Source organism: uncultured Dysosmobacter sp., from assembly GCF_947631165.1.
Classification (GTDB): domain Bacteria; phylum Bacillota; class Clostridia; order Oscillospirales; family Oscillospiraceae; genus Oscillibacter.
Genome location: NZ_CANRKH010000044.1, coordinates 1 through 17,928 on the forward strand (window position 1 = coordinate 1; position 17,928 = coordinate 17,928).

The window sequence follows — 17,928 nt, forward strand, 5'->3', positions numbered from 1 at the left end:
CCGTGCGGGGGCACGGCGGGGGCCCCCTTCGTATAAATTCCCCTCTGTTCCGCTTCCAGCTATCGCTGAAAGCTCCGCCCGCTCCATTCATTTCTCCTTTCCCCACCGTGCGGGGCACGGCGGGGATTCCCCCAGTATCTTTCTTCCGAAAGGAGTCGCATCATGCCAAGAAATATCATTGATGTCGTCGATCTCTCCGTGGAGGAGATCGACCAACTGATCGCCACGGCGGAGGATATCATCGCAGACCCCGCCAAATACCAGAACGCCTGTGCCCACAAGCAGCTGGCCACGCTGTTCTTTGAACCCTCCACCCGCACCCGGCTGTCCTTTGAGTCCGCCATGCTCTCTCTCGGCGGCAGCGTGCTGGGCTTCTCCGAGGCCAATTCCAGCTCCACCGCCAAGGGCGAGACCGTGGGCGACACCATCCACACCGTCAGCTGCTACGCCGACATCATCGCCATGCGCCACCCCAAGGAGGGCGCGCCCTACGCCGCCGCCCAGTTCAGCGAGGTGCCCATCATCAACGCCGGCGACGGCGGCCACAACCACCCAACCCAGACCCTGACGGACCTGCTGACCATCCACCGGGAGAAGGGCCGCCTGAGCAATTTCACTGTTGGCTTCTGCGGCGACCTGAAATTCGGCCGCACCGTTCACTCCCTGGTGAACGCCCTGAGCCGGTATGCGAACATCAATTACGTCCTCATCTCCCCCCTGGAGCTGAAGCTGCCCCGCTACGTCAAGGAGGAGGCCCTGAAAAAGAAGGGCATCCCCTACACCCAGACCACCGATCTGGAATCCGTCATCCCCCAGCTGGACATCCTGTACATGACCCGGGTCCAGAAGGAGCGGTTCTTCAACGAGGAGGACTACCTGCGGCTGAAGGACAGTTACATCCTGACCCCGGAAAAGCTGGTGAACGCCAAGCCGGACCTGTCCATCCTGCACCCCCTGCCCCGGGTCAATGAGATCGCCGTGGCGGTGGACAAGGACCCCCGGGCCGCCTACTGGAAACAGGTGAAAAACGGCAAGTTCATCCGCATGGCTCTCATCATGAAGCTGCTGGGCATCGAGGTGTAAGGAAAGGAGCGCGACTGACATGAATATCGACAGCATCCAAAACGGCGTGGTCCTGGACCACATCCAGGCCGGAAAGGCCATGGACGTCTACAAATACCTGCATCTGGACCAGCTGGACTGCCAGGTGGCCATCATCAAAAACGCCCGCAGTGCGCACATGGGCAAGAAGGACATCATCAAGATCGACTATCCCCTGGACCTGGACCTGGACGTGCTGGGCTACATCGACTCCCACATCACGGTCAATGTCATCCGGGACGGCATGCGGGTTGAGAAGAAGCACCTGGAACTGCCCAAGCGCCTGGTGAACATCATCCACTGCAAAAATCCCCGCTGCATCACGGTCTCCGAGCCTCAGCTGGACGCCATCTTCCTGCTGAGCGACGCGGAAAAGCATACCTACCGCTGTGCCTACTGCGAGACAGCTATTGACAAGAAATTTTAAAGGAGCTTTTATGCTGCGTATATTCTTTGATTCGGTGCTTGCGTAAACCGGGAGGTTTACGCAAAGCGCCAGCCTCCCGGAAGTTTATTCCACACTTTTGAGGAGGAAATGATTCCATGCACGGATCAAAACATAGACCCGATTACCGCAAGCGCCCCTGCCGTGATATCTTCACCTGCCGCGTCTGCGGCTGGCCGGTGGGGCCGGAGGGCGCGGGGACACAGCACCGCAACCACTGCCCCAACTGCCTCTCCAGCGTCCATCTGGACGATGAGCCCGGCGACCGGGCCGCCGACTGCGGCGGCGCCATGGAGCCGGTGGCCGTCTGGGTCCGGAAAAACAGGGAGTGGGCTATCATCCACCGCTGCAAGATCTGCGGCGTACTGCATTCCAACCGGATCGCGGCGGATGACAACCCAGCCCTGCTGATGAGTCTGGCGGTCCGCCCCCTGGCGAATCCCCCTTTCCCACTGGAGCATTTGGAGGACATCACACACCTATAATCAAAAAACTCGAAAAGTGGTAAAACCGCTTTTCGAGTGTCACAGCGTCAGTGCGCTGTGGCAGGCCGCGAAAGCGGCCATGATTTGGATTTCATAGTCAATCACCGCGCACTTTGTGCGCAGCGGGCATCGCCCGCCTGAAAAATAGCTTTGCTATTTTTCAAGTTAATTGGCTATAAAACGAGCGCCGTTCCACTTTCGTGGAACGGCGCTTGTCGATTCTTTACAGTCCCCGCCAGGACTCCGGCCGCAGACGGCTCAGATCGTGCTCCGCCGCGTCGATAGTCCGCAGCATAGCCTCCCGGTCGCCGTTGAGGGTCCCCTTCAGCACCAGGTAGTTGCTGGCGTGGTTCATGCGGAACACGCTGCCGGGACTGTCCAGGTGTTCCACCAGCAGCCGGGTCTCCTCCAGCACCTGGGGCTGGGTCAGCAGCTGGAAGCTGCCGTCCCGGACCCAGTCATAAAGGGGCGTCCCCGGCTCCACCATCAGCGTCAGCATCCCGATATACTCCGGGTTCATGGCGTTGAAGGCCACTGCCGTCTCAATGGCGTGGCGCTCCAGCAGCTCTGGCCCGCCCAGGCCGGTGATGGCCGTGACGGACAGCGCGATGCCATTTCGCCGGACCTTCCGGCCCATTTCGATGATCTCAGCGGACATATGGCCCTTCTGCATCCGTTTCAGCACCTCGTCGCAGCCGGATTCCAGGCCCATGTACACCATGGTCAGGCCCTTCTCCCGCAGGGTCCGCAGTTCCTCGTCGGTGCGGATGCGGATGGAGGCCGGTGAGGCATAGCAGGTGACCCGCCGGCACTCCGGGAACAGCTCCCGAATGGTATCCAGGATCGTGTACAGCTCCGAAGCCTTGCGCACCAGGGCGTCGCCGTCCGCCAAAAACACCTTGTCTACGTTCCGGTAGGTCTGCCGGGCAATGCGGAAGTCCTCCAGCACCTCCCCCAGAGGGCGCAGGGCAAACCGCTTTTCCTTATACATGCTGCAAAAGGCGCAGGTGTTGTGGCTGCACCCGTAGGTCACCTGGACGATGAGGCTGTATGCCTCAGAAGGCGGCCGGTAAACGCTGCCGTAATATCTCATACGCCCAGCTTTTCCAGGGCGGCCATCCGCAGGCAGACGCAGAACACGGCGATGGCCTGCTCCAGCTCCTCCACGGGGGGCAAGGAGGGTGCGATGCGGATGTTGGAATCCTGGGGATCCTTTCCATAGGGGAAGGTGGCGCCGGCGCCGGTCATGGTCACGCCCGCCTCTTTGCACAGGGCCAGGGTCCGCCTGGCGGTGCCGGGCATGGCGTTCAGGGAGACGAAGTAGCCGCCCTTGGGCCGCCGCCAGGAGGCGATTCCCAGCGGGGCGATCTCTTTATCCAGGGTGTCCACCACGGCCCGGAACTTGGGGGCCATGATGGCGGCGTGCTTCTTCATCAGCTCCAGGGTATGGGCCTTGTCCTTCAAATACAGGACATGGCGCTGCTGGTTCACCTTGTCGAAGCTGATGACCTGCACGGTCAGCAGCTTTTCCATATAGGCCATGTTGGCCTCGGAGCAGGCGAAGCATGCCACGCCCGCGCCGGGCAGCGTCACCTTGGAAGTGGAGGCAAACTCGAACACCATATCGGGATTCCCTGCCTTCTCACACTCCGCCAGCATATCCGGGAACTCCACATAGTCCCCCTCGAACTCATGGATGCAGTAGGCGTTGTCCCACATGATGGTGAAATCCGGTGCGGCGGGCTTCAGTGCGGCCATGCGGCGGATGGTCTCGCCGGAATAGATGATGCCGTCGGGATTGCTGTACTTGGGCACGCACCAGATCCCCTTCACAGCGGGGTCCTTCACGGCGGCCTCCACAGCGTCCATGTCAGGGCCTTCGTCGGTCATGGGGATGGCGATCAGCTCAAAGCCGAAAGACTCCGTGACCTTGAAGTGGCGGTCATAGCCGGGAGCGGGGCACAGCCACTTCACCTTCTCCTCCCTGCACCAGGGGCGCTCGGAGCGGAGCAGGCCGTGGGTGTAGGCCTTGGAGATGGTGTCGTACATCAGCTGCAGGCTGGCGTTGCCGCCCACGAACACCTGAGAAGGCCTGCAGCCCAGGATCTCGGCAAACAGGCGCTTGGCGGCGGGGAGGCCGCTCATCTCGCCGTAGTTGCGGACGTCGATGCCATCAGACACATAGTCCTCCGGCCCCCGCATCACCTCAAAGATATCGCTGACCAGATCCAGCTGCGCCTTGCCGGGCTTGCCCCGTGCCATGTTCAGGCTCAGGCCCCGGGCCTTCAGCGCCTGAAATTCTCTTTGCAGCGCGTCGTATTCCGCTTTTCGCTCCTGGGCGGTCATCTGGGAATATGCGGTCATTTCCATCATCCTTTCCGGCATCATGCCAGCCATTTTGAATCAAATACAGTATACCCCATCTGTCCAGTCTGTTTCAAGGGCAAAATCCACAACAAACACCGATGGGGCGGTCCCCCCGCCGGACAGTCCGACGGGGGAACGCGGTTTTCTCACTGGCACTTGCGGCAGCCGCAGGACCCGCCGCTCTCCCCGCTGTTGGCACAGGCGATGGTAGGCTCGGCATGAGACACCTCCACGCCGTACCGGATCGGCACCGACACGCACACCTGCTGGGTCACTACCACGGTGCAGCTGGTGCCGTCGTCGCTGGTCACGCAGACCACCCGCGGCTCCTGCTGGCAGGTGACGGTGGCGGTCCCCACCGACGCCACAGGTGTCAGGCACAGGGGTGCGGCCACGTCCACGCACTGTGTACCCACCTTACTGCAGCTGCAGGGCTGGCAGGCTTCTTCCTGGGGATAAGGTAAAATGGGCGCATGCTCATAGGCTTCACTGATACGCAAAGCAATTCCCTCATTTCTTTCAAATGGATTGGTCCCCGTAGGCCTAGGGGGATACGTTCCATCCTATGTTCTGTTTCTCGTCCCCGCCCCGGGATTTTTCCGGCGCTTCCCCTTCCCTTTTTCCGACAAATATGTTATGATATGAGAGAATTTTAAAAATCGGCTGCCTGCAGGCAGCCCTTTGTGCAAAAAGAGGGCTATTATGAACGAGAGATTAGACGAAAAACAGGAGCAAAAATTTCATGACATGACAGAGACCCCAGTGGGCCGGCTGATCTGCCGCCTGGCCCTGCCGTGCATCATCAGCATGCTGGTCACCGCCTTTTACAACATGGCCGATACCTTTTTCGTAGGAATGCTGGAAAGCAACGCTGCCACCGGCGCCGTGGGCGTGGTGTTCTCCATGATGGCCATTATCCAGGCGGTGGGCTTTTTCTTCGGCCACGGCAGCGGCAACTTTATCTCTCGGGAGCTGGGCAGGCAAAATTTTGAAGACGCCTCTAACATGGCGGCCACCGGATTCTTCTCCGCCCTGGCGGCCGGCCTGCTTATCTGCGTCCTGGGCCAGCTCTTTCTGGAGCCGCTGGCCTACCTTCTTGGCTCCACTGACACCATCCTGCCCTATGCCAAGGCATATCTGCGCGTCATCCTCTTCGGCGCGCCGTGGATGACCGCCTCCCTGGTGCTGAACAACCAGCTCCGCTTCCAGGGCAGCGCCGCCTACGCCATGGTGGGCATCGCCAGCGGCGCGGTGCTGAACATCGGTTTGGACCCGCTGCTGATCTTCACGTTGGACCTGGGGGTTGCCGGCGCCGCCTGGGCCACCATCATCAGCCAGTTCGTCAGCTTCTGTCTGCTGCTGGCAGGCTGCGCCAGGGGCGGCAACCTGCACATCCACATCTCCCGGGTCCAATGGAAGTGGTCTTATTACGACATGATCATCCGAGGCGGCCTGCCCTCCCTGGCCCGCCAGGGGCTGGCCAGTGTGGCCACCATCTGCCTCAATACCGCCGCCAAGCCTTATGGCGACGCCGTCATTGCCGCCATGGGCGTGGTCCAGCGCATCATGATGTTCGGCGGCTCCGCTATGATCGGCTTCGGCCAGGGCTTCCAGCCTGTCTGCGGCTTCAACTACGGTGCCAAGCTCTACAAGCGGGTGCGGGACGGCTTCAAGTTCTGCGTCAAGACCTCCACCAGCTTTTTGCTGGTGGTGGGTGCTTTGGGCTTTGTCTTTGCCCCTCAGCTCATCGCCATTTTCCGGGATGACCCGGATGTCATCGCCGTGGGCGCCACCGCCCTGCGGTTTCAGTGTGCCACTTTCTTCTTTCAGGGCTGGGTCGTCATGAGCAATATGATGCTCCAGACCATCGGCCGCACTGCTCCCGCCACGTTTCTGGCCATGGCCCGGCAGGGCGTGTTCTTCATTCCCCTGGTTTGGCTCCTCTCCCACTCTCTGGGCATTCTGGGCATCCAGATGACCCAGACGGTGTCCGACTGTCTGACCCTGGCCTGCGCCATTCCCATCCAGATCAAGGTCCTGCGGGAGATGGCCGCCATGGATCAGCCTGCACTGTAACAGCTCCGCCCTCTTCCTTGTAGGGTAGTTTCATATTGTTTTTTCGTAAACGTTTGATGTTTTTATCGTAAAGTCGTACAGCATTCTCTGGATTTCTTGTCCTAAACGCCAAACTTTTCTCTCAGATATTGACATTTCATTCCATTTAGCCCATAATACGACCATCCCAGCTCTCCCAAAGCTTGGATTTTCTCGTACCGGCTTTTCGGAAACGTTTGCGTTATGCATCTTTCCACGGTACGGGCATGCGCCCCGTCCCGGCGGCTGTCTGGCAGCGATCCTGTGAAGTATCGAATCGCCGGCATCCTCCGGCAAACGGCTGCGCATGAGCCCCCTGTGCAAAGGACTGCACAACTGTTTCTCCTTTCCTTCTATGGCATAAGGCCCCACGTTTTGGCAGAGGCGTGGGGCCTTATGCTGCTTATTCCCTGATATATCGTTGCAGAAATGGGAAAAAGCGCCGCTTACGCGGTGCTTTTTCCTACTTTTATGTCTCAGTAGAACGCCTTGATGTATGCGTCCAGGTCCGCCCGGGTCCCCATGTATGGGCCAGGGGTCTCCATCTTCAGCGAGACCAAAGCGGTGGCTGTTTTCAGCGCGGTGGGGATATCCTGGGTCAGCCGCTCATTGATGTAGCAGGCGAAGGTGGTGTCGCCCCGCCCGGTGCGGCCGGACAGGTTCCTGGCCTTGATGGGGCAGGTGTAGATCTCTTTGCCGTCATACACCAGCACCTCGGAGTTGTGGGTTATCAAGATCTCCTTGGTGCCCCAGTCATACATCATCTTGGCTGCGGCCGCGCGGTCACTGGTGCCGGTGAGGATCTCCGCCTCCGCCGCGTCAGTCTTCAGAAAGCGGATGTAGGGCAGCATCTCCTTTTTGGCCGCCCAGTCGTGGTACACCATGCCGCCATTTTCCACACAGCGCAGCATCGTCTGCACGTCGATGGCCACCATGGCCCGCTGGGCCGCGAAGGGGATCATCTCATCGGTGATGTCGCCGCCCACCAGGCCCGCCAGATGCCAGATCTTTGCGTCGATATCAGGGACCTCGCTGGTCTTGTAAGGCTCGATGACGCTGTCCACCGTGGAGGTGCGCCGTTCCCGGTCCGGAGTGTGATACACGTTTTTGGTCACAAAGGAGGTCTTGCTGTGCACAGGGAACACAGTGACGTTGGGCGCGCCGGCAAACGCGGCCGTCATGTCGATCTGCGTGGTGTCCGCCTTGGGCAGCACCGCGATCTTGTGGCCGATATTGGCTGCGGCAAAGCCGGAGTAATACACCGCGCCGCCCACCGCCTGGATGGTGGTGCCATCGTAGTCCACATTGGTGTCCTGGGCCACCTCGCCGATGATCAGGGAATCGAACTGCTGACTCATATCATTTGCCTTCCTTTCGCATGGCGGCGTCCGCCGCTAAGATATCCTGGAACTCCTGGCACCAGGGCAGAGCCTGCCGGGTCTCCACCATCCGCTTGTACGCATAGGAATCGTGGATGCGCTCCGGCAGGAGCACGCCCGCCCGGGCCTCGTCGCCGTCCCGATGGGTATCAGAACCGGCAGTGCGGAAAAATTCAGGGTAGCGCTGGCATAATGCCAGGGCCAGGTCGTTGTGGTTGGGATGCCGGGGATTGTTGTTGATGATCTCCGCGCCGTGGATAGCGGTCTCCTGCACCGGGGCGCTGCCCTCCCGGAAGGGATGGGCGTGGATGATGAGCACCTGGTCGTGGAACTTGTCAAAAAACTCCTGGGCGCTCATGCAGCAGGCGTAGGGATTGTTGCGGAGCCACTGCTCGTCGATGCCGTACACCAGATAGTCGTTGTCGTTTTCCGGAAAGCGGAACTCCGCCCCCAGCAGCACGTCGAAGCCCACCTCGTCGCCCCGTTTCTTGGATGCGTGGTAGCCGGACAGATAGTGGTCCATCACATGATCCCAGTTGTGGTCCGTGTCGATGCGGGACAGATACTCCGGATGGAGGTGATCCGTCACCACCAGGCCGGAAAAGCCCTTTTTCACATAGCGGTCCACCACCTCGGCGGCAGGCAGATGTCCGCACCGGCTGGTCTCGGCGGTGTGGGTATGGGGATCATAGAGATAGCCTTGCATAGTATTCCTCCCTTTTCGCAGCAGGGACCCGGCGCAAAGCCGGGCTCCCTGGTTTTTAAGAACCTGTACCCTCAGTGGACAAAGGGCAATACGCCTGCCAGCGGCTAAAATCAACGCTGGCTGCGTCATCGTCCTAGGTGGGCGTCGCGTATTTCAAGGAGAAACAACGCAGAGCGGCGGAAAAAGGCCCCGCCCAGACGGTGCGCAGTGCCTATTGGTACAGGTTCTAATAATCAGCCGATCTCCCGGCAGGTCCCCCGCTTCACCAGGGTCGGCATCAGGATCTGATGCACATAGCCCTGGGTCCCGTTTTCGATCTTGTCCCGCAGCATGTCCACCGCCTGGATGGCCATGTCCCGCTTGGGCTGGTCAATGGTGGTCAGCTCGATGCGGGGAAGATCTGTGGAGGGGATGTTATCGAAGCCGATGAGGCTCAGGCGGCCGGGGATGTCGATCCGCAGCTCGTCCGCCGCCTTCAGGATGCCCAGGGCATTGGAGTCGGTGGAGGCAAAGATGGCGGTATAGTCGATGGGCCGCGCGAACAGGGCCTTGGCCAGCTCATAACCGTTGTTCACAGAAGAGCGGGTGAACTCGCTGTTGAAGAACCGCTGCTGCAGGCCCAGCTCCTGGCAGGCCTTCATATAGCCCTCCGCCCGCAGCTGGTGGGTGGTGGTGTGGCGGCGGCCGAAATAGAGGATATCCCGGTGCCCCAGGTCATAAAGATATTTGGTGCCGATGTAGGTGCCGTGGCTGTTGTCGGCGGCCACATAGCTCTGGGGCTGGTCCCGCAGGTTCTCGCTGAGGAACACCGTGGGCACCTGGTCGGTATAGGCCCGGATGTTCTCATAGGTCTTGGGGCTTTGCGGCACGATGAGGATGCCGTCCACCTGCCGCCCCAGCAGCAGCTTCACCACGGTCTTTTCCTGCTTCAGGTCCGGGCCGGAATTGCACAGCATGATGTTGTAGCCGTGGGAGCGGGCGCTCATCTCTGCGTAATAGGCCAGCTCCGCCATGAACTGGTTGTCAACCGACGGGACCACCAGGCCGATCAGGTCCGTTTTTTTCATGACCATGGAGCGGGCCACATAGTTGGTGGTGTATCCCATTTCGTCACAGAGCTTGATGATGCGCTCCCGGGTGTCGCTGCCGATCTGCGGGCTTCCCGACAAAGCCCGGGACACCGTGGCATAGGAGACGCCGGCAGCCTTGGCCACATCCTTCAGAGTCACACTTTTCATATCGTATCATCCTCTCAGCAAGGCCGAAAAATCGCAAACGTTTCCGCTTTATTTTTTGAAGCCGGCGGCCTAAAAAGGCCTCTCGGCTGTATGATAAAAGAATATATGATTTTCTCTGCAATGTCAATAACAATCTGATTTTTTCATATTTTTGGGCAGAAAAACGAAAATTCCGCTTACTCTTCGGCATTTGGCACATTGACAAATTCCCTCTGCTTATTTTAGAATAAACCTGTAAAAGGTCGCAAACGTTTACAAATCCCGCCGGCCGCCTGTCCGGCCCCGGCGGCGCAAGGAAAGGAGGATGGCCGATGATCCGTGCGGTCCTGTTTGACGTGGGCGGGACCCTTCATGAGGTCCACCACGACCAGGAGGCGGCCCTTCAGTTCTCCAGGCGGCTGCTGGACATTCTAACGGCCCGGGGCGTCGCTCTCCCCATCAGCGCCGAGGCGCTGACCCCCCTGCTCCACGAAAATGCCGAGGCCTATAAGCACTGGTCGGAGGAGACCCGGGTCGAGCTTCCCTCTCCCCGGATCTGGAGTGAATTTTACCTGCGGGAATTCCAGATCCCCCAGGCCCTGCTGGAGCCTGTGGCAGAGGAGCTGTCCTGGATGTATGACGCCACCCGGGTGCGGAACGTGCCACGGCCCCATATGCGGGAGGCCATTCAGGCTCTCCATGCCATGGGCATGGTCCAAGGTATTATCAGCAACATGATCTCCACCTCGTTCGTCCCCCGCCTGTTGGAGGACTACGGCATCACGCAGTATATGTCCTGTGTGGTGGTCTCCGCCGCGGTGGGCATCCGCAAGCCCGATCCGGCGATCTTCCAGATGGCCGCCGCCCAGTGCGGCGTCCCCTGTTCGGAGATGGCCTATGTAGGCGACACCCTCTCCCGGGATGTGCTGGGCTGCAAAAACGCCGGCCTGGCCCTCAGCATCCAGATCCGCAATCCCTCCATCGCCCACCGGGACGCCGCTTTTGCCGGCACCGGCCTGGCGCCGGACGTCCTCATCCAGGACCTCGGCGAGATCCCCGAGATCATCCGTTCCTATAATCAACCAAAATAAATTGAAGATAGAATAAGGAGGAATTTTACTATGGCCCCCGAGATCAAAACGATTTTCTTTGACGTTGGCAACACTCTGCGCGTGGTGGTGAAGGACCAGGACTTCATCGACAAGGCCGAGGCCGGCCTCATGGAGCTGATCCAGACCCAGGAGACCCACGATGAGCTGTTCGCCAAGCTGGAGGAGCGGTGGAAGAAGTACCGCAAGCTGTCTAAGACGACGCTGCTGGACGCCTCCGAGGGCGAGCTGTGGACCCAGTACATGCTGCCCGACTACGAGCCGAACCTGATCTTCGCCAACGCCGCCCGCCTGACCCGCCTGTGGCGCGACCACGACGGCCGCCGGGTCGCCCGTCCCGACGCTGTGGCGACCCTGAAGGAGCTGTGCAAGCGCGGCTACACCCTGGGCATCATCGCCAACACCGTCACCGAGACCGAGATCCCCGACTGGATGGCCGCCGACGGCGTGGCCCAGTGCTTCAAGACCACCATCCTCTCCTCTAAGGTCCGCCTTCGCAAGCCCGATCCCGACATCTATCACCTGGCCTGCCGCTGCATCGGGACTCCTGAGGCCAACTGCGCCTACGTGGGCGACAACCCGGTCCGGGACGTGGAGGGGACCCAGGCCGCCGGTTTCGGCATGATGATCCGCATCGACGAGCCGGACACCCTGAACATGGAGCACGCCACCGGCAAGGAGTTCACCCCCGACCACGTCATCACTTCCCTGTCCCAGCTGCTGGACATTTTCCCCGCGCTGAACTGAGAAAAGGAGGCCGTTTGATCCATGGACCAGAACAAGCGTTATAAGGCTGTATTTTTTGATCTGGGCGGTACTCTCCGCATCGCCCTGCTGGAGGAGCCGTATATGAAGCACGCCCGCCGGAAGATGGCGGAGATCGCCGGCTCTTCCGTGCCCTATGAGGAGTTCTATCAGATGATCGAAGCGCGGTATGAGCCATACCGCAAGTGGGCGCTGGGCGAAAACAAGGAGTCCGGCGACGAGGAGCTGTGGTGCAAATGGCTGCTGCCGGATTACGATCAGACCCGTGTCAAGCAGGTCTGCCATGAGCTGAGCTTCCAGTACCGCCAGTGCAAGGGCCGCCGCGTCGTGGTGGACGGCGGCGTGGAGGTCATCAAGGGCCTGCACGCGCGGGGCTACAAGCTGGGTATCATCTCCAACCTGATCGGTGAGAACGAAGTCCCCGACTGGCTGGAGGAGGACGGTCTGGACCAGTATTTCGACTCCGTCATCCTCTCCTCCGTTTGCCATCTCCGCAAGCCCTGCGCCGAGATCTACAAGATCGCCTGCGCCGACCTGGGCGTGGCCCCGGAGGACTGTGTGTCCGTTGCGGACAATGTCAAGCGCGACCTGGCCGGCGCCATCGAGGCCGGCATCGGGGCCAACATCCTCTTTGAGTCCCCCGAGAAAAAGCATCCGGTGGTATTTACCGAGGAGACCCGGCCCGACGCCGTGGTGAAGGACTTCCGCGAGATCCTGGACCTGCTGCCGCCCCTTTGTTGAAACCACACTCTGTGAAGCCCGCCCTTTGGGCAGGCTTCACGTCCCTCTCCCCGCCGAGACCGCCGGGTCCCGGCGGCCCCCATACACTTTATAAAAAAGAGGTCGATAGCGATGAACACCGACATCCAATACATTTTCCTGGACCTGGGCGGCACTTTCCGCGTCATCGACGAGGACCCCGCCTATCTGGCCGCCGCCAAGGCCAAGATCGCGGAGCTTTGCGGCGTTGAGACCGGCGATCCCTGCAAGTGGTTCGACGAGGTCATCGACAAGCGGTATGACAAATACCGGGAATGGGCGCTGAAGTTCATGTGCGAAGCCCCTGAGGAGGTCCTGTGGACCCGCTGGCTGGCCTTTGACATGGACCAAGAGCTGATCCTGAAAAACGCCTCCGAGCTGACCTACCAGTACCGCCAGACCAAGGGCCGCCGCACCGTGGTGGCCGGCGGCGCCGAGACCGTGAAGGAGCTGTGCGCTCGCGGCTACACCCTGGGCATCATCAGCGACCTGGTAGGCAAGCGGGAGGTGGACGAGTGGTTGGACAACGACGGCCTGCGGCCCTACTTCAAGACCGTGCAGCAGTCCTCCATCACCTACGTCCGCAAGCCCGGCCCCGCCATCTACTACTACGCCATGGAAGAGGTGGGCGCCCTGCCCCAGAACTGCTGCTATGTGGGCGACAACCTGAACCGCGACATCGTGGGTGCCAAGGCCTGCGGCTTCGGCATGACCGTCACCGTGCAGTACAACAAAAACAAGCCTCTGAAGCTCACCGAGGAGAACATGCCCGATGGCAAGGTCTACACCTTCCCCCAGCTGCTGGACATCTTCCCCGCCCGGGGACAGGTAGCCGTCGATAAGCTGATCGCCCCCACCGACGGACAATAACTTTCTAATTAGGAATTAGGGATGAGGAATGAGGAATTTTCCCCATCTCCCAAGCCCTGATCCCTGATTTCCAATTCCTGATTTCTAATTTCTCATTCCTAATTCTTACAGGGAGGTATTTTCTATGTCTGATATCAAGCGCGGCGGCGCCCAGCTGGCGGAGGCCGTGAAAAAAGCATACGCGCAGGGCCTGGACGACTATCATCTGGAGCCTATGGTCCTGGTGGAGGACGGCAAGCCTGTGGGCAGGATCGCCGACGGCGACGCCGCCATCTTCTGCTGCCGCCGTGGCGAGCGTGAGATCGAGCTGACCGAGATGTTCACCGATCCGGAGTTCGACAAGGCCGAGCGCCGGATGCTCCGGGACCTGGACTTCGTCATTATGACCATGTATCATGATAAGTTCAAGGACCTGCCCATCGCCTTCGCCCCCGCCAAGGTGGTAAAGCCCCTGGCCCAGGTGCTGAGCGAGGCCGGCAAGAGCCAGTTCCACTGCGCCGAAAGCGAAAAATTCGCCCATGTGACCTTCTTCTTCAACGGCGGCGAGAACAATCCCTTCCCTGGCGAGGACGACCTGTGCATCCCCTCCCCCAAGGGCATCGACTTTGACCAGAAGCCGGAGCTGTCCCTGCCCATCGTGGCCGGAAAGCTGACCGAGGCCCTGGGCAAATACGACTTCATCGTCACCAACTTTGCCAACGGCGACGTCATCGGCCACACCCAGAACACCGCCGCCAAGATCGAGGCCTGCGGTCACGTCAGCCACTATCTGGACGTAGTGGTGAACGACGCCCTGTCCAAGGGCTATGTGGTAGCCATCACCGCCGACCACGGCAACATCGAAAAGCTGTACACCGCCGCCGGCAAGCCCGACGGCGCCCACACCACCAACCTGGTGCCCTTCATCATGATCGACCCTGCCGACAACAGCCCCATCGCCCTGCGGGACGGCTCGTTGGGCGACGTGGCCCCCACCGTGCTGAACGTGCTGGGCATCCCCCAGCCCGCCGAGATGGACGGCAAGCCCCTGTGCGAGGGCAAGGATTGGGGCAAGGACCGCAAGATGATCCTCATCATCTGCGACGGCTGGGGCCTTGGCACCGGCGATGAGGGCGACGCCATCCACATCGCCGACACTCCCTACTGGGATTCCCTGCTGGCTGAGCAGTCCTGGTCCAAGCTCCACGCCTCCGGCGAGTTCGTGGGTCTGGGTTCCGGCAAGGCCGGCAACTCCGAGGCGGGCCACTCCAACCTGGGCGCCGGCCGCTGCGTGATGCAGGACGACGTCCGTCTGGACGCCGCGGTGAAGGACGGCAGCTTCAAGCGCAATCCCATCTTCCTGGAGGCCATCGAGCACGCCAAAAAGAACGGCACCAGCCTGCATCTGCTGGCGTATCTCACCTACAAGTCCTCCCACGGCTGCATCGACTATCCTCTGAACATCTGTGAGATGGCCAGGGACAACGGTCTGGACCGGGTCTATCTCCACATCATCTTCGACGGCCGCTCCACCGATCCCGGTTCCGCCCCCGCCCTGCTGGCTGAGACGGACGAAAAGCTGGAGGCCATCGGCGTGGGCCGCATCGTGGACGGCGTGGGCCGCGGCGTGGCTCTGGACCGGGACAAGAACTACGACAAGGTCAAGCGCGCCTATGACGCCATGGTGGAAGGCACCGGCACGCAGTACGAATAAATTTCTTTGCCCGCGGCGCGGCTGGGGAGCTTCCCCGGCCCGCTGCGGGATTCCCGCATCCCCGGGAGCCGCGGCGGCATCACCGCTGTCCTATATCAAAAATGCTGCAAAAAAACGCACGAATTTCGCTATGTTAAAATATAAACCTTTATTGACGAAAAGGGCTGTTCGGGTTTAAAATAGCAACAGTGGCCTGTGTGCGTTTCAGACGTTCCCCGCCGCCGGTCCGCCTTCCAATGGAAGTGCGGTAATTTATTGGCGCTTTGGAAAACGATTACCTATCCCAAAGCACTCCGTGATTTTGCGCTTCCGCCGCTCACGCGGTCCAGCGCTCAATTAAAACAGGAAAGGAAGACACACCCCATGAACGAGAAAAATTTGAAGGTTCTGGCGGCCGAGATCCGGCTGGAGACACTGAAGGTCATCCACTCCCGGGGCTTCGGTCATGTGGGCGGTTCCATGGACCTGGCTGATCTGATGGCCGTTCTGTACGGAGAGGTCATGAAGTACGATCCCAAGAATCCCCGCTGGGAGGACCGCGACTGGCTGGTTTTGTCCAAGGGCCACGCCGGTCCCGTGGCATACGCCACCTACGGCCTGATGGGCTATTATCCCATGGAGGACGCGTATACGCTGAATCAGCCCCACACCAAGTTCCCCAGCCACACCGACCGCAAGCTGACCCCCGGCGTGGATCTGACCACCGGTTCTCTGGGGCAGGGCACCTCCACCGCCACCGGCGCGGCCCTGGGCAACAAGATCGACGGCCGCGACAGCCACGTGTTCTGCGTGGTGGGCGACGGCGAGGCCGACGAGGGCCAGGTCTGGGAGGCTTTCCACTTTGCCTATGCCCACAAGCTGGACAACCTGATCTTCTTCATCGACAAGAACGGCTATCAGCTGGACGGCCCCACGGACGATATCCTGGCCCACAGTGACCTGGCCAAGAAGGCCGAGGCTTTCGGCCTGTATACCCAGGAGATCGACGGCCACGATGTGACCGCCATCTACAACGCCATCCAGAACGCCTACGCCACCAAGGGCGTGCCCAGCTGCATCGTGCTGGACACCTGCAAGGGCAAGGGCGCCACCTTCGCCGAGCCGAAGCACGACCACTCCTCTCAGCCCAACGAGGAGCAGTGGGCTGAAGCCATCGCCGCGGCTGAAAAGGCTCTGGAAGAAGTCAAGAACGCTTAAAGGAGGGTGAAGAGCAATGAACGTGAAACTGATTGGTGAGCACAAGAAAGATTCCCGCGCCTGCCGCGACGGTCTCGCTCTGACCTTGAACGAGATGATGGCGGAGGACAAGTCCATCTGCTATGTGGACTGCGACCTGATGGGCTGCATCAATACGAAGATGCTGCGCAAGAACTATCCTGACCGGGCCTTCGAGGCCGGTATCGCCGAGGGCAACGCCGCCGGCGTGGCCGCGGGCCTGGCCGCCACCGGCAAGACGGTGTTTTTCCATTCCTTCGGCACCTTCTCCTCCCGCCGCTGCTATGACCAGATCTACATGTCCGCCGCCTACGCCGGCCTGACCGTCCATGTCCTGGCCTCTGATGCCGGCGTGACCGCTGCGTTCAACGGCGGCACCCACATGCCTCTGGAGGACGCCGGCATGTACCTGAGCATTCCCGAGACCACCGTGCTGGACCCCGCCGACTACGACCAGCTGGCCAGCATAACCCGCCAGCTCCCCTCCATCAAGAAGGGCGTGACCTTCACCCGGTTCGTCCGCAAGGGCATCATCCAGGTCTACGGCGAGGGCAGCGAGTTTGAGATCGGCAAGGGCGTGGTGCTCCACGAGAGCGACAAGGACGTGGCCACCATCATCACCTCCGGCATCATGGTGGACGAGTCTCTGAAGGCCTATGAGGCCCTGCAGGCCGAGGGCATTTCCGTCCGGGTCATCGACATGTTCACCTGGAAGCCCCTGGACGAGGAGCTGGTCATCAAGGCCGCCAAGGAGACCGGCGCCATCGTCACCGCCGAGAACCACAACGTCACCTGCGGCCTGGGCAGCGTGGTCGCCAACTGCCTGGCTAAGAACTGCCCCACCGTGCAGGAGTTCGTGGGCGTGCAGGACCAGTTCGGCCAGGTGGGTCCCCAGGACTTCCTGATGGACGAGTACGGCCTCCGCGCCGCCAACGTCGTCGCCGCCGTGAAGAAGGCCGTTTCCCGCAAGTGATTTGTTGACTTCTGCCCCGGCGGATGCTGGGACAGCGTCAAATAATGAAGAACCCGTACCAATAGGCGGAGGATGCCGGATGGGCGAAGAATTTTCCCGCCGATCAAGGCGTCTCGACGCAGAAAGCTTGTGTATTTCAAGGAGAAACAACGCAGAGTGGCGGGAAAAGGCCCGTCCAGACGGTGTGCAGCGCCTATCGGTACACGTTCTAAATTTGAATTAAAGGAGAGTTGATTCCAATGGCTATGGATGCTTTTTCCGCTTCCCTGATGGCTGATAAGCGCGAGATCATCTTTGCCCCCACCGTGTATAAGTTCCAGACCTTCGCCCAGATGGCGGAGGAATTCAAGCTGAACGAGCGGGACGTAGTCCTGACCAACGAGTTCATCTACAAGCCCTTCATGGAAGAGCTGGGCCTGAAGTGCAACTTCGTGTTCCAGGAGAAGTTCGGCGCCGGCGAGCCTTCTGAGGCCATGATCCAGACCATGTACGACGCCATCCCCTACGACAGCTATGACCGTGTCATCGCCGTGGGCGGCGGCGCCATCATGGACCTGTGCAAGCTGCTGGGCTGCCAGCGGCCCGACACCGTGCACAACCTGTACTTCAAGCGGTTCCCCGTGGTGCATGAGAAGGACGTCATCGCCATCCCCACCACCTGCGGCACCGGCTCCGAGTGCACCAACATCTCCGTGGCCATCGTCAAGGACGAGAAGGACGGGGTCCTCACCGGCGGCGAGACCAAGCTGG

At 60.6% G+C, this 17,928-nt stretch carries 18 protein-coding genes; 12 read left to right on the forward strand and 6 right to left on the reverse strand.

What is annotated here, in order from left to right:
- Positions 1-162 precede the first annotated feature (162 nt).
- The 3 genes from pyrB (at position 163) to Q0Z69_RS14405 (ending at position 2,031) form a co-directional block, all read left to right on the forward strand.
- Complete coding sequence (pyrB, locus tag Q0Z69_RS14395) at positions 163-1,083, forward strand: aspartate carbamoyltransferase (protein WP_298035048.1); 921 nt, start codon at positions 163-165, stop codon at positions 1,081-1,083.
- Between the two features lie 19 nt (positions 1,084-1,102).
- On the forward strand, positions 1,103-1,528 hold the full coding sequence (locus Q0Z69_RS14400; RefSeq protein WP_298035050.1) for an aspartate carbamoyltransferase regulatory subunit: 426 nt from the start codon (positions 1,103-1,105) through the stop codon (positions 1,526-1,528).
- A gap of 116 nt (positions 1,529-1,644) precedes the next feature.
- On the forward strand, positions 1,645-2,031 hold the full coding sequence (locus Q0Z69_RS14405; protein WP_298035052.1) for an RNHCP domain-containing protein: 387 nt from the start codon (positions 1,645-1,647) through the stop codon (positions 2,029-2,031).
- Between the two features lie 223 nt (positions 2,032-2,254).
- On the opposite strand, the gene Q0Z69_RS14410 is transcribed toward Q0Z69_RS14405, so the two are convergent.
- The 3 genes from Q0Z69_RS14410 to Q0Z69_RS14420 form a co-directional block, all read right to left on the reverse strand.
- Complete coding sequence (locus Q0Z69_RS14410) at positions 2,255-3,124, reverse strand: radical SAM protein (protein ID WP_298035054.1); 870 nt, start codon at positions 3,122-3,124, stop codon at positions 2,255-2,257.
- Positions 3,121-4,395 (reverse strand): aminotransferase class I/II-fold pyridoxal phosphate-dependent enzyme, encoded by a 1,275-nt coding sequence (locus tag Q0Z69_RS14415; RefSeq protein WP_298035056.1) that lies wholly within the window; start codon positions 4,393-4,395, stop codon positions 3,121-3,123. Before Q0Z69_RS14415 ends, Q0Z69_RS14410 begins: the two co-directional genes overlap by 4 nt.
- A gap of 149 nt (positions 4,396-4,544) precedes the next feature.
- Positions 4,545-4,898 (reverse strand): hypothetical protein, encoded by a 354-nt coding sequence (locus Q0Z69_RS14420; protein ID WP_298035057.1) that lies wholly within the window; start codon positions 4,896-4,898, stop codon positions 4,545-4,547.
- A 202-nt stretch (positions 4,899-5,100) separates the two neighbouring features.
- Between Q0Z69_RS14420 and Q0Z69_RS14425 the strand changes: the two genes are divergently transcribed.
- Positions 5,101-6,474, forward strand: coding sequence for an MATE family efflux transporter (locus Q0Z69_RS14425; RefSeq protein ID WP_298035059.1), 1,374 nt, complete (start codon positions 5,101-5,103; stop codon positions 6,472-6,474).
- Between the two features lie 494 nt (positions 6,475-6,968).
- Here Q0Z69_RS14425 and Q0Z69_RS14430 read toward each other — a convergent pair whose 3' ends face one another.
- From Q0Z69_RS14430 to Q0Z69_RS14440, 3 genes are all read right to left on the reverse strand, one after another.
- Positions 6,969-7,850, reverse strand: a complete 882-nt coding sequence (locus Q0Z69_RS14430) for a PfkB family carbohydrate kinase (RefSeq protein ID WP_298035061.1) — start codon at positions 7,848-7,850, stop codon at positions 6,969-6,971.
- Position 7,851: 1 nt separating this feature from the next.
- On the reverse strand, positions 7,852-8,577 hold the full coding sequence (locus Q0Z69_RS14435) for a PHP domain-containing protein (protein ID WP_298035062.1): 726 nt from the start codon (positions 8,575-8,577) through the stop codon (positions 7,852-7,854).
- Between the two features lie 233 nt (positions 8,578-8,810).
- Positions 8,811-9,815, reverse strand: coding sequence for a LacI family DNA-binding transcriptional regulator (locus Q0Z69_RS14440; RefSeq protein WP_298035064.1), 1,005 nt, complete (start codon positions 9,813-9,815; stop codon positions 8,811-8,813).
- Between the two features lie 311 nt (positions 9,816-10,126).
- Here Q0Z69_RS14440 and Q0Z69_RS14445 point away from each other — a divergent pair, with 311 nt between their 5' ends.
- The 8 genes from Q0Z69_RS14445 to Q0Z69_RS14480 all read left to right on the forward strand — a co-directional run.
- Positions 10,127-10,885: an HAD family hydrolase gene (locus Q0Z69_RS14445; RefSeq protein ID WP_298035066.1), complete on the forward strand. Its 759-nt coding sequence runs from the start codon at positions 10,127-10,129 to the stop codon at positions 10,883-10,885.
- A 30-nt stretch (positions 10,886-10,915) separates the two neighbouring features.
- Complete coding sequence (locus Q0Z69_RS14450; RefSeq protein ID WP_298035068.1) at positions 10,916-11,650, forward strand: HAD family hydrolase; 735 nt, start codon at positions 10,916-10,918, stop codon at positions 11,648-11,650.
- Between the two features lie 21 nt (positions 11,651-11,671).
- Positions 11,672-12,409, forward strand: a complete 738-nt coding sequence (locus Q0Z69_RS14455; RefSeq protein WP_298035070.1) for an HAD family hydrolase — start codon at positions 11,672-11,674, stop codon at positions 12,407-12,409.
- A gap of 111 nt (positions 12,410-12,520) precedes the next feature.
- Positions 12,521-13,297: an HAD family hydrolase gene (locus Q0Z69_RS14460; protein ID WP_298035072.1), complete on the forward strand. Its 777-nt coding sequence runs from the start codon at positions 12,521-12,523 to the stop codon at positions 13,295-13,297.
- 124 nt (positions 13,298-13,421) lie between these two features.
- Positions 13,422-14,990: a phosphoglycerate mutase (2,3-diphosphoglycerate-independent) gene (locus tag Q0Z69_RS14465; RefSeq protein ID WP_298035074.1), complete on the forward strand. Its 1,569-nt coding sequence runs from the start codon at positions 13,422-13,424 to the stop codon at positions 14,988-14,990.
- A gap of 363 nt (positions 14,991-15,353) precedes the next feature.
- Positions 15,354-16,187: a transketolase gene (locus Q0Z69_RS14470; RefSeq protein WP_298035076.1), complete on the forward strand. Its 834-nt coding sequence runs from the start codon at positions 15,354-15,356 to the stop codon at positions 16,185-16,187.
- Positions 16,188-16,203: 16 nt separating this feature from the next.
- Complete coding sequence (locus tag Q0Z69_RS14475; protein ID WP_298035079.1) at positions 16,204-17,178, forward strand: transketolase family protein; 975 nt, start codon at positions 16,204-16,206, stop codon at positions 17,176-17,178.
- Between the two features lie 239 nt (positions 17,179-17,417).
- The coding region (locus tag Q0Z69_RS14480) for an iron-containing alcohol dehydrogenase (RefSeq protein ID WP_298035080.1) at positions 17,418-17,928 on the forward strand (511 nt) is incomplete at its 3' end.

Excerpts from the sequence above, each read along its gene's own strand:
- Q0Z69_RS14425 (WP_298035059.1), top strand. The coding sequence starts at position 5,101 with ATGAACGAGAGATTAGACGAAAAACAGGAGCAAAAATTTCATGACATG.
- Q0Z69_RS14415 (WP_298035056.1), bottom strand. The coding sequence starts at position 4,395 with ATGACCGCATATTCCCAGATGACCGCCCAGGAGCGAAAAGCGGAATAC.
- Q0Z69_RS14430 (WP_298035061.1), bottom strand. The coding sequence starts at position 7,850 with ATGAGTCAGCAGTTCGATTCCCTGATCATCGGCGAGGTGGCCCAGGAC.
- pyrB (WP_298035048.1), top strand. The coding sequence starts at position 163 with ATGCCAAGAAATATCATTGATGTCGTCGATCTCTCCGTGGAGGAGATC.
- Q0Z69_RS14435 (WP_298035062.1), bottom strand. The coding sequence starts at position 8,577 with ATGCAAGGCTATCTCTATGATCCCCATACCCACACCGCCGAGACCAGC.
- Q0Z69_RS14410 (WP_298035054.1), bottom strand. The coding sequence starts at position 3,124 with ATGAGATATTACGGCAGCGTTTACCGGCCGCCTTCTGAGGCATACAGC.
- Q0Z69_RS14455 (WP_298035070.1), top strand. The coding sequence starts at position 11,672 with ATGGACCAGAACAAGCGTTATAAGGCTGTATTTTTTGATCTGGGCGGT.
- Q0Z69_RS14470 (WP_298035076.1), top strand. The coding sequence starts at position 15,354 with ATGAACGAGAAAAATTTGAAGGTTCTGGCGGCCGAGATCCGGCTGGAG.
- Q0Z69_RS14450 (WP_298035068.1), top strand. The coding sequence starts at position 10,916 with ATGGCCCCCGAGATCAAAACGATTTTCTTTGACGTTGGCAACACTCTG.
- Q0Z69_RS14475 (WP_298035079.1), top strand. The coding sequence starts at position 16,204 with ATGAACGTGAAACTGATTGGTGAGCACAAGAAAGATTCCCGCGCCTGC.
- Q0Z69_RS14460 (WP_298035072.1), top strand. The coding sequence starts at position 12,521 with ATGAACACCGACATCCAATACATTTTCCTGGACCTGGGCGGCACTTTC.
- Q0Z69_RS14400 (WP_298035050.1), top strand. The coding sequence starts at position 1,103 with ATGAATATCGACAGCATCCAAAACGGCGTGGTCCTGGACCACATCCAG.
- Q0Z69_RS14445 (WP_298035066.1), top strand. The coding sequence starts at position 10,127 with ATGATCCGTGCGGTCCTGTTTGACGTGGGCGGGACCCTTCATGAGGTC.
- Q0Z69_RS14465 (WP_298035074.1), top strand. The coding sequence starts at position 13,422 with ATGTCTGATATCAAGCGCGGCGGCGCCCAGCTGGCGGAGGCCGTGAAA.
- Q0Z69_RS14440 (WP_298035064.1), bottom strand. The coding sequence starts at position 9,815 with ATGAAAAGTGTGACTCTGAAGGATGTGGCCAAGGCTGCCGGCGTCTCC.
- Q0Z69_RS14405 (WP_298035052.1), top strand. The coding sequence starts at position 1,645 with ATGCACGGATCAAAACATAGACCCGATTACCGCAAGCGCCCCTGCCGT.